We start from the raw sequence: 9,604 nt of genomic DNA on the forward strand, positions 1-9,604 counted from the left end.
GATGTGTAGTTTTTCACAGTATAAAATAATTTGAAAGTGGTGAGCATATTAGATCATAATTTAATGCGGATTGGTATAAGTTCAAACATCATAGTGTTTACAATTTGACAACATAACAACGATAAGTTCCAGTCATCACGGAAAAAAAGCAAAAGAAAGGCCGCGACAGTAACTGCCGCGGCCTCTTGATCTCTTGTTAAGCTTTCCAGCTATAAATGTGCTCCCTGCACCATCCATACGTATCGCTTGCTTCCTGCTCTATCCTTGTTCAATCCTTGATGTTCCATGTACAATAAAGTACTTTCCCTCTTACTCGATTATCCTTTTACCGAGCCTGCTCCATCCTAAGCGTGTCCTTATATCATCCATGAAATTCTTACTCTATCCTGTCGCAAATCATTTGCGTACAATCTGGCATCCATTGCACACTATCATCCTGATAATGTTATAAAACCCGCTTAATCCGCTATTGCGTCCATTGAGCAAGCCTAACGTTTCATCCTGAAACTTAATACCGTCCATTATATCTATATACTCATGGTCTTCCACGACCGCTTTACTACCTTGTAATGTCCCTTCCCTAGGAACGAGATAAATAATAATTCATTTACCTAGACGTAAACAGGTACCTGTAAATGATTAAAATATTTCACAGACAACATAAATTAAAATAACGAACAAAATCAATAAATTAAATTTTAAGCAGACATATAAGCTATCAATTAGGTGGTTCGGCTCACACACTTTGTGAGATATATCTCACAAGGCGGCAGGCAAAAAAGGTAAACATCTAGTTAACGATTACTATTAACTAAACATCCTAAACCAGCAAACAGCTCAAACCCTGGCTTAAATCCGCTATTTTGCTTAACCTTAATCCATATAACCGAAGGAGAGTTGGTATTGATGAGTGCGGCAAACCAGCAAATCACGAGAGCAACCGTAATACGCTAATAACGGGTATACCATTCCACTTCAAGATGCTCGTTTCAGAGCTGTCGTAGGGTAACGGATCAAGGCAGTGATTGAAGATGATGGTGACTCCCTTTTAATATCACTATTCCTAGATCTTAAGTCCTAGATCCTAGAATCGAAGCGTCCTCGAAGGACAGCGTCCGCCCTAGAATCTAACACAAGGATAATTTCGCGGGCCTATTTTCGACAAGTCATGCTTGGACAAAAATAAATTAAACGAAGATCCTCACTCGAGAAATGTTGCTGAGAAAAATATGCTTAACGCTGCAAATCATCGACAGCTAAAAGCGGTGTGGCTGCAGTGAAAGCCGCACCGTTTTTTTAATCATCCGAGTGAATTTGCTTTGTTAGGTTCTAACTTGCCTTTCCCGCTTCTGTTGCTTCAGGAACCTCAACAAGACTCCCCGTTTTACAATCATAAATATAACCATAAATAGGGATATCACTTGGCACCATTGAATTATTTCTAATTCTTTCTACATCAGATAACACGCTTTTAGCTTGATCACTAATAGTCAGCCACTCAATAAACTTGCCGTCTGTAGTGCCACCACCAGCATGACTATCATGCCAGCCTGATCCGTCAACACTTGATGTTTTTAGACTTGCAGACAACAAATCAGCCATTATCTCATTATTAAATGTTTCCATTCCGCAATCTGTATGATGAATAACAAACCATTCTTTTGTGCCAAGTAATTTGTAAGAAATGACTAATGAACGGATAGCATCATCACTTGCTCTGCCGCCTGCGTTACGAATTACATGGGCATCACCTTCGGCAAGACCTGCATATTTAGCAGGATCTAAACGTGCGTCCATACATGTCAGGATGGCAAACTGCCTGCCAGGAGGCATTGGCAAATTGCCTTTATCCCCAAAACCAGCTACATAATCAGCATTTGCTGATGTTATTTCTTGTACTATTTTACTCACCTTTGTTCTCCTTTGTGGTGAAGCGTATTTTATTGTGCGTCCACTACATCGCAATTATGAATGTCGCGGTTATTATCTCAATTCTGGGGTAATTACACAGAATCTGTTACAGACTGATATAAGCAATGACATAAACTAACCAACTATCAATCGACCCCATAGGTGTTTGACTAACATCAATCAGATTAATGTGTCGCTTTATCTCCCCAAATGTCTGTTAACCTTTGGTCTCGACCACAATTCCAGCGATAAGCATGATACCGAATGGGACTGTTCTTATAGTAATCCTGATGGTAACTTTCATCGCCCTTAATTGGGTAAAAAATAGAAGCATTTAAGATTGGCGTAATAACGTTATTATTGGGAAATTGCTTTTCAATGTCCCTTTTAGACTGTTGGGCAATTTCCCTTTCTTTATCGTTTGCCACGAAAATCGCGCTTAAATAGCTTGTACCTTTATCACAAAATTGCCCCTTTGCATCAAAGGGATCTATGTTAACCCAGTAATAATCTAACAACTCTTTGTAACTCACCTTGCTAGGATCATAGGTTATTTGAACCGCTTCAAAATGACCGTCATGGTTGCCATTGTATGTGGGGTCTTTTAAGATTCCGCCTGTGAATCCTGAGATCACATCGGTTACGCCATCAAGTTTTTCAAAGTCTGATTCCATACACCAGAAACATCCTCCGGCCAAAATGGTTTTATCTGCAGTGGCATTAGCAGCATAAAACAATAAACTTGCTGCTAATATTATTAACACTAGTGTGTTTTTCATAATACCCTCCATTATTTTTCCGAGTTTATTGATGTGTTTGTATCTAAGATATTTACATTACGAAGTTAATGATTTAGAGGTTCACTATGCCCGAGAGTCGTGATGATTACCTCGGATTTGTTGTCTATTTTTACATAATAGATAGTTTTACTGCTAAATCAGCGTTGTTAACGCAATAGGTTAATCATTGAATTATTATTTAGGCTAAGGGTCACGCGCGTCAGAATGCTCAAGATGACGAATTCAGGGTATCAATATAGAAATAGGCATACTCACTGTATGAATTAGGTCATAGGGCAAACATAAGACTCCACAAGGATAGATAAATATTCATCGTAATGAGTGCGCTATTAAGCTGCATGCCTATATGATGACATCCTAAATCAGTTTACACTTTGGGACTTATTATGAATCTTAGATTTGTTATTTACACAACCTTATTCACAGGATCCAAATGCCATAAACTTTTCGCCAAAAAGCAAAAAGGCACAACCTTAAGTTATAAGGTTGTGCCCATTAAACGCTTTTGTCAGCAATCCGGCTGAAAGTTTGCTCCCTGCACCATCCATGTAATCATGCTTCCTGCAGTCCTTTTCCCTGTTCTCATTTCCTTGTCTATTTGTGTATAACAAAAGACTCATGAGTGTCATTCCATTGAACAGCCGGTCCATTGGCTGAGCGTTAAATCCATATCAATCCGTTGAATCATCCATACTGCTTCCTGCAGTCCTGTCCCTTTACCCTTGTGTCGACTTTTTACTGTCTACACTCTTCCTTGATCCGGCTATCCATCTGCCGAGTTTATGCCCTAATCCGTGAGCATGTCCTTCCTAGTCTCATCCTTGAAATTCTTAAGCATCATTCGTTTTATTTCTCATCCTAAGAAAAGCAACTCATGACTCGCTTTCGATAACAATATTCTAACCACATAAAACGCCATGAAAAAGACACACGACATTTAACAAACAAATTAGCAACATCTAAAAAAGCATAAAAAGTTATAAGAAGCTGATTTTGTAGGGTTAAAAATAATTGATGACGTTAAACACTGACAACTTAAAATAGGATCCCCTACAGACTTGTAGGATATGGCTTACAGAAGTGTGAGCAAGTTATTACTATCGGATTTTTTTACGCCATAAACGCATTAACATTTGACCAAACATGACCCAATCACCCCACAAGCTGTATAACGGGTAAGTGAATGTAGCTGGCCGATTTTTTTCAAACATAAAATGCCCTAACCATGCAAAACCATACCCAACTACAGGCACCCACAACAGCTGCCACCAATGCTGGTTAATCAAGGTATTAACAACAATCACCAAAATAATGCTACTGCCAATGTAATGCAGTCTTCGACAAACAGGATCTTGATGTTGCGACAGATAAAATGGGTAAAACTCTGCAAATGAAGAATAACGTTTAGGTTGCATTACTCACTCCTTTTTAATCACCAGCTAATCATATGCTCTGTTAATATTAGATTATGTAGTCTTGAGTTATACCTTGTTGTAAAATAATATTTCACCCTCGACATTGCCAACGTTAACGGTGGCAATACTAGTAAACCCTTGTTGTACTAATGCTTTATGATGTGAAGGATTACTGACAAATACCCCGACCCCATCGAGCCTACGTTGTTCATCACACCAACTCAATACCGCTTGAATGAGTTTGGCACCATAACCTTTATGCTGCTCATTAGGTGATAAGGCAATAAATTGTAAAATTCCGCATTTTTGAGAAGGAAGATGTTCTAAAATACAGGTTTCTTTTTGCATTAATCCCTGAGTTGATTTCCAGCCAGTCCCTAACATCATTTTGAAACGCCAATGCCAATAACGTCCCTCGCCCAGCGGCACTTGTTGAGTAATAACACACGCAACACCGATTAAACGGTCACCGTCAAATAGGCCAATCAAAGGTTGTTCTTGTTGCCATAATTCATTTAACTCTTCACGAATAGCGGCACGAAGTTTTTGTTCATATTGTTGAGTATCTTGTTGGCCGAGTACCTCGATAAAATAAGGGTCATCATGATAAGCATTATAGAGAATGGAAGCTGCAACCCGTATGTCTTCAGCGGTTAAATACACTGCACGTAGGGTTTCCAAGGTGTTATTGTCCATTATTATTCCTTGTTGATTAACTCTCTGAACTTAATTTAACAAGTTTGAAACAATCTACAAGTTTTGTTTATGCGTTTGACCTACAAAACGGTTATATACGACAGTTGTTTGCATTTTTTGTCATCAAGATTGATACTGAATTTATCGACTTAACCATTACAAGGAATGCATCAAATGGACACAACATTAAATGATCTAAGTCACTTATTTAAGCAATTAGGTTTGCCTCATCATCAAGAGGGGATCGATGACTTTGTTATCCAAAATAAACTTGATAAGCACACATTAATCACTGATGCTAATTGCTGGAACCCAGCTCAAAAAGCATTTTTAAAAGAGGCATTATTAGAAGACGCCCAATGGTCAGAAGTGATTGACCAATTGGACGTGATGATGCGAGCTGAAGCGTAATTGATTGTTAATGTCAGATGACGTGACTCAATGACTAAATTTGTTTATAGGCGGCGTCACCCCAGCCCACTAAAACGTCGTCTCGGAACACAATTGGCGTGCATTCGTCTTTAGTTGTTTTACCATCACCTTCAGCCCATTGGGTGCGATAGAACAACACTTTGATAGACTGCTCGGCGCGGTCCTGAGTCGGCTTAGCATAAGCTTCGCTGAAATCTGCTATGCCCATCAGGGTTGTCACTTGATCACTGCTCATTCCCATAGACAATTTGGTAATTAGTTGACGATTTTCATCCTGTTGCTCTTGCCAATAGTCAGCACTTTTACCCGATTCATGACCACCAACACTGATCACACAACCACTTAACATCAGTGATGTTGCGCCAATTAATCCTGCTGCGATAAGTTTTAATTTCATGTTGCGTCCTTTTTGTTAAAATATAATCCGAATTGTATTTACATAGTCTTTAAGCCAAAATCGTGCCACAATTAATATATTGATTTATATGGGTTTATTTTTAATATCACATGCGTTAGTTAATCTCACTATAAAACATTAAGGAATTTCACCAACAATGAGTCCAATTGAACAGGTGCTTGCAGCAGCTAAATCGATTGCCAACAATGGACATACTCCCAGTTTAGCGCTGATAAAAAGTCGCTTAGGTAATCGAATTTCAATGCCAATCCTGATCCAAGGTTTACAGCAATTTAAAGCGTTACCTAAATCTGAATGGCAGCACATAGCAGAATTAACGGACATGCAATCAATGGCAGATGTGCCAACTGATGAGCAACCCGATCCTATCGCTCAAGTCACCCAACAGGTTATCGCCATGCAACAACAGATTAATCAGCTGAGCCAACGAGTCGCTGAGCTAGAACGCCAATTAGCAAACCAGGTCGTCCAAAGCAATATAATTAATAATAAGGTCGACCAATAAATGTTTGTCTTCGAACTGCGTTTTGAATGTTTTGCCGACACCACCATTGAGGCGGCAGAAAAAGCCATTAATGCGTTTCTTGAAGCTCTTCGGGCTAATGGACAAATTCTTGGACGTGAATTTGCGGTCGCCTTTAATGACGGCGAATTTAGGGCTCGTTTGTTATTACCCGAAAAAACCAGTCTGGCTAATCGCTATAATAGCCCTTGGGTAAAAGTGACATTAGCAGGCTTGACGGCAGCCAAACTATTGGCGCCTAGAGAAAAATTCATCGGCCAAGACATCAACTCTGAAGCCAGTAATACCGACGCCCCGTCATGGCAGGTGTTGTATACCAGTTATGTGCATATGTGTTCACCGCTTCGCAATGGCGATAATCTGCTGCCAATACCTTTATATCAACTGCCAGCAACTTTTAATGGCGATCATAAACGCATCATAAAATGGCAAACAGAATGGCAAGCGTGTGATGAACTGCAAATGGCAGCAGCTACAAAAGCTGAGTTTGCAGCATTAGATGAAATAACTCGGACAGACAGTGACCTATTTAGACGCGGTTGGGATTTACGTGGCAGGATAGAATATTTAACTAACATCCCCACCTATTATTACTTATACCGTGTGGGTGGCGAGTCATTAGAAAGCGAAATGAACAGGGAGTGTCCACGTTGTGGCTCACAGGCTTGGAAGCTGGAACAACCGCTTTTAGATCTATTCCATTTTCGCTGTGAACCCTGCCGCATAGTGTCGAATTTATCTTGGGATCATCAATAAGCAGATTAAAACACTCAGTAACCACATCATTCAAAGACTGAACGATGTGTTTTGCTGCCATTTCAAAGTGTATATATTATTGTTTACCGCGTAACGATTGCCACATGGTTTTGATCCGCTGCAAGATACCCGGATGATCGGCAACAATCTCAGTTTCTTCAATCGGTTTAACCGGCGGTTTTATCAGTGGAGATAGTTGCTGCAGAAATTCAGTTAATGACGGCGCAATTTGAGTGCTTTGTTTCTGGCCTGGTATTTCGATCCATACACTGCCATCATCGTTGTTTACCGTTAGCATTTGATCATCATCACCTGTTACACCAATAAACCAAGTAGATGGTTGTTTAAGCTTTTGTTTCATGATCAAATGGCCAATTACATTTTGTTGCAAATTCTCAAAGTCGGCTTGATTCCACGCTTGAATTAATTCACCGTCGCCAAACGAGGCCGTAAACGGTAATGGTGCTGAAAAATATTGGCCATAAAATGCATGAATATCTTGGTGTAACTGAATATTTAATGCATGCTCCACATTGCTAAAATCAGCTGCATTATCCCGTTTAACAGGCTGCCAGAACACTATTTCATCGCGATTTGCATCAAACGTTCCTTGAATACATATTGAGTCTTCGCCCAAAGGATAATAGCGCGGAAATTCAGATAAAGTATCTTGATAAGATTTAAGATAGTTTTTTATAAAGCAATCTAATGCAGATGAACAAGACACTTAAGCCACTCGTAGTTTATAATAAAACCATATTTTGACACGGAATCCGATTAGATGACACACAATCACGACCCTTATAGTGATGCAGCAGCATTAAAAGGCTTAACATTAGGCCAAGCAACTGCTTATCAAGCTGAGTATGACGCGTCACTGCTGCAAGGGGTTCCACGTAAACTTAACCGAGATGCTATTGAATTAAGTGGTCAACTCCCTTTTCACGGTACCGATATTTGGACCGGATATGAATTGTCTTGGCTTAATGCTAAAGGCAAGCCTGTTGTTGCCATTTTGGAAGTTCAGTTAGATATCAACAGTGTCAATTTGATTGAATCTAAATCTTTTAAACTGTACTTAAATAGTTTTAACCAAACTAAGTTTGACAGTGTCGAAGCCGTACAAGAAACCTTAAGCCGCGATTTAGCCGCTTGTGCCCAAGGTGATATGACCGTAAAAGTCATCGAACCTAAGCATTTTAATCTTGAACGTATTATTGATTTACCGGGTACTTGTATTGATGACTTGGATATTGAAGTCGACGAATACGCATTTAATCCAGATCATTTAATCGGTGGTACAGATCCTGACAAAAACGTGGCGGAAACACTAAATTCAAATTTATTGAAGTCTAATTGTTTAATCACCTCACAGCCTGACTGGGGCAGTGTGATGATCCGTTATCAAGGCCCTAAAATTGATCGTGAAAAACTGCTGCGCTATTTAATCTCTTTCCGCCAGCACAATGAATTTCACGAGCAATGCGTTGAGCGTATCTTTGTCGACTTAAAAAAATACTGCCAGTGCACTAAGTTAACCGTTTATGCGCGTTATACCCGTCGCGGTGGCTTAGACATCAACCCATATCGCAGTGACTTTGAAAACCCACCAGAATCAAACCGCCTTGCGAGACAATAATCGCCGTAGCGGTTATCAGTATTCGCTAAAAACCAATCTCACTGAGGTTGGTTTTTTTGTAAGTGATGAGTGAATGATAATAGAGTTAAGCGTTTTTAGCTTTATGGCAATATATCAGCGAGGCTTAATTGATAACATAATGGTGTATCAAAAATCGCAAGCGGGTTGGGTGTAGTTGTCGCCATCAATTGATTCGCCAAACCTAAGGTAACGGCAAAACGGTATGTTTGATCAAGTCGTCCCATCACCGTCTGCCAAGTTATCTTTGTCGCAACATCTTGAGGATTAGTAAAATGCAGCTTAACGGCTTGGCATAATGCTATTAATTGACTCTGATTATCAAGCATTTGTTTATCAACTGAGAGTAAATCAATACTGCGCGGTGTTGCCTGACTAAAATCAACCGCAAACGATTTAAGCGACAATGCCAGCCCCAAGCCGCGTGCTTTTATGTAAGACTCTTTCACCGCCCATAAATCAAAAAAACGTTGCCGCTGTAATGATGGTGGTAATTGCAACAAAGCATCAGTTTCAGCTTGGGTGAAATAATGATTTAAAATAGGCACAATATCTGTACTGCCTCGTTCACGTTCAATATCAACCCCAAAACTCACATCGGAGTCGGCTTTAAACGCTTGTCCACCTGTAACCACGCCAATCATCAACCACTCGCCGCTGTGGCTTATATTAAAATGTAGCCCAGTTTGAGCCAATAAATCATCGCTAAGCGCTGGTTTACCTTTGTCACCATAACGAAAACGCCACTCGTGGGGTTTTCGCTCACTATGCAGTGATAATACCGCCCTAAGCGCGATACGAACTTGCAACGCATTATGACGCGCCGACACGCTTTTATAGCGGCCAACCTTGGCGACTTCATCAGCACTTAACCAACCTAAGGCTAAACCTGCATCATAATCTGCAGTTGAAAACCCACCATCAAGTCGCACAAAGTAAATATGCGGCTTAGCAAGCGAGTCTAATTGGGATATCGAAAAAGTGGCAGGCATTAAA

At 40.0% G+C, this 9,604-nt stretch carries 11 protein-coding genes; 4 read left to right on the top strand and 7 right to left on the bottom strand.

Going from position 1 to position 9,604, the window contains the following annotated elements:
- Positions 1-1,329: 1,329 nt before the first annotated feature.
- From AAEZ02_RS17415 to AAEZ02_RS17430, 4 genes are all read right to left on the bottom strand, one after another.
- The gene (locus AAEZ02_RS17415) at positions 1,330-1,911 is read right to left on the bottom strand and encodes a beta-class carbonic anhydrase (RefSeq protein ID WP_124011903.1); all 582 of its coding nucleotides are present in this window, start codon (positions 1,909-1,911) and stop codon (positions 1,330-1,332) included.
- Between the two features lie 185 nt (positions 1,912-2,096).
- The gene (gene msrA, locus AAEZ02_RS17420; protein WP_124011904.1) at positions 2,097-2,690 is read right to left on the bottom strand and encodes a peptide-methionine (S)-S-oxide reductase MsrA; all 594 of its coding nucleotides are present in this window, start codon (positions 2,688-2,690) and stop codon (positions 2,097-2,099) included.
- 1,118 nt (positions 2,691-3,808) lie between these two features.
- Entirely contained in the window at positions 3,809-4,126 is a 318-nt protein-coding gene (locus AAEZ02_RS17425; protein WP_124011905.1) for an Mpo1-like protein, read from the bottom strand.
- A gap of 66 nt (positions 4,127-4,192) precedes the next feature.
- The gene (locus AAEZ02_RS17430; RefSeq protein WP_124011906.1) at positions 4,193-4,822 is read right to left on the bottom strand and encodes a GNAT family N-acetyltransferase; all 630 of its coding nucleotides are present in this window, start codon (positions 4,820-4,822) and stop codon (positions 4,193-4,195) included.
- Between the two features lie 174 nt (positions 4,823-4,996).
- On the opposite strand from AAEZ02_RS17430, the gene AAEZ02_RS17435 reads away from it, so the two are divergent.
- Positions 4,997-5,233: a DUF2789 domain-containing protein gene (locus AAEZ02_RS17435; RefSeq protein ID WP_124011907.1), complete on the top strand. Its 237-nt coding sequence runs from the start codon at positions 4,997-4,999 to the stop codon at positions 5,231-5,233.
- A gap of 34 nt (positions 5,234-5,267) precedes the next feature.
- Here AAEZ02_RS17435 and AAEZ02_RS17440 read toward each other — a convergent pair whose 3' ends face one another.
- Entirely contained in the window at positions 5,268-5,651 is a 384-nt protein-coding gene (locus AAEZ02_RS17440) for a DUF3192 domain-containing protein (RefSeq protein WP_124011908.1), read from the bottom strand.
- A 157-nt stretch (positions 5,652-5,808) separates the two neighbouring features.
- Between AAEZ02_RS17440 and AAEZ02_RS17445 the strand changes: the two genes are divergently transcribed.
- Positions 5,809-6,177, top strand: a complete 369-nt coding sequence (locus AAEZ02_RS17445) for a hypothetical protein (RefSeq protein ID WP_124011909.1) — start codon at positions 5,809-5,811, stop codon at positions 6,175-6,177.
- A complete protein-coding gene (locus AAEZ02_RS17450) occupies positions 6,178-6,951 on the top strand; it encodes a Zn-ribbon-containing protein (RefSeq protein ID WP_101032300.1) in 774 nt (257 codons plus the stop codon).
- Positions 6,952-7,027: 76 nt separating this feature from the next.
- Here AAEZ02_RS17450 and syd read toward each other — a convergent pair whose 3' ends face one another.
- The gene (gene syd, locus AAEZ02_RS17455) at positions 7,028-7,678 is read right to left on the bottom strand and encodes a SecY-interacting protein (RefSeq protein WP_124011910.1); all 651 of its coding nucleotides are present in this window, start codon (positions 7,676-7,678) and stop codon (positions 7,028-7,030) included.
- 54 nt (positions 7,679-7,732) lie between these two features.
- Between syd and queF the strand changes: the two genes are divergently transcribed.
- Positions 7,733-8,590 (top strand): NADPH-dependent 7-cyano-7-deazaguanine reductase QueF, encoded by an 858-nt coding sequence (gene queF, locus AAEZ02_RS17460; protein ID WP_124011911.1) that lies wholly within the window; start codon positions 7,733-7,735, stop codon positions 8,588-8,590.
- A gap of 101 nt (positions 8,591-8,691) precedes the next feature.
- Here queF and AAEZ02_RS17465 read toward each other — a convergent pair whose 3' ends face one another.
- Positions 8,692-9,600, bottom strand: coding sequence for a 4'-phosphopantetheinyl transferase family protein (locus AAEZ02_RS17465; protein WP_124011912.1), 909 nt, complete (start codon positions 9,598-9,600; stop codon positions 8,692-8,694).
- Positions 9,601-9,604 lie beyond the last annotated feature (4 nt).

The organism is Shewanella sp. T24-MNA-CIBAN-0130 (assembly GCF_040310185.1).
GTDB classification, from domain to species: Bacteria; Pseudomonadota; Gammaproteobacteria; order Enterobacterales; family Shewanellaceae; genus Shewanella; species Shewanella psychromarinicola.

Excerpts from the sequence above, each read along its gene's own strand:
- AAEZ02_RS17440 (WP_124011908.1), bottom strand. The coding sequence starts at position 5,651 with ATGAAATTAAAACTTATCGCAGCAGGATTAATTGGCGCAACATCACTG.
- AAEZ02_RS17435 (WP_124011907.1), top strand. The coding sequence starts at position 4,997 with ATGGACACAACATTAAATGATCTAAGTCACTTATTTAAGCAATTAGGT.
- queF (WP_124011911.1), top strand. The coding sequence starts at position 7,733 with ATGACACACAATCACGACCCTTATAGTGATGCAGCAGCATTAAAAGGC.
- AAEZ02_RS17430 (WP_124011906.1), bottom strand. The coding sequence starts at position 4,822 with ATGGACAATAACACCTTGGAAACCCTACGTGCAGTGTATTTAACCGCT.
- AAEZ02_RS17450 (WP_101032300.1), top strand. The coding sequence starts at position 6,178 with ATGTTTGTCTTCGAACTGCGTTTTGAATGTTTTGCCGACACCACCATT.
- AAEZ02_RS17425 (WP_124011905.1), bottom strand. The coding sequence starts at position 4,126 with ATGCAACCTAAACGTTATTCTTCATTTGCAGAGTTTTACCCATTTTAT.
- AAEZ02_RS17465 (WP_124011912.1), bottom strand. The coding sequence starts at position 9,600 with ATGCCTGCCACTTTTTCGATATCCCAATTAGACTCGCTTGCTAAGCCG.
- msrA (WP_124011904.1), bottom strand. The coding sequence starts at position 2,690 with ATGAAAAACACACTAGTGTTAATAATATTAGCAGCAAGTTTATTGTTT.
- AAEZ02_RS17445 (WP_124011909.1), top strand. The coding sequence starts at position 5,809 with ATGAGTCCAATTGAACAGGTGCTTGCAGCAGCTAAATCGATTGCCAAC.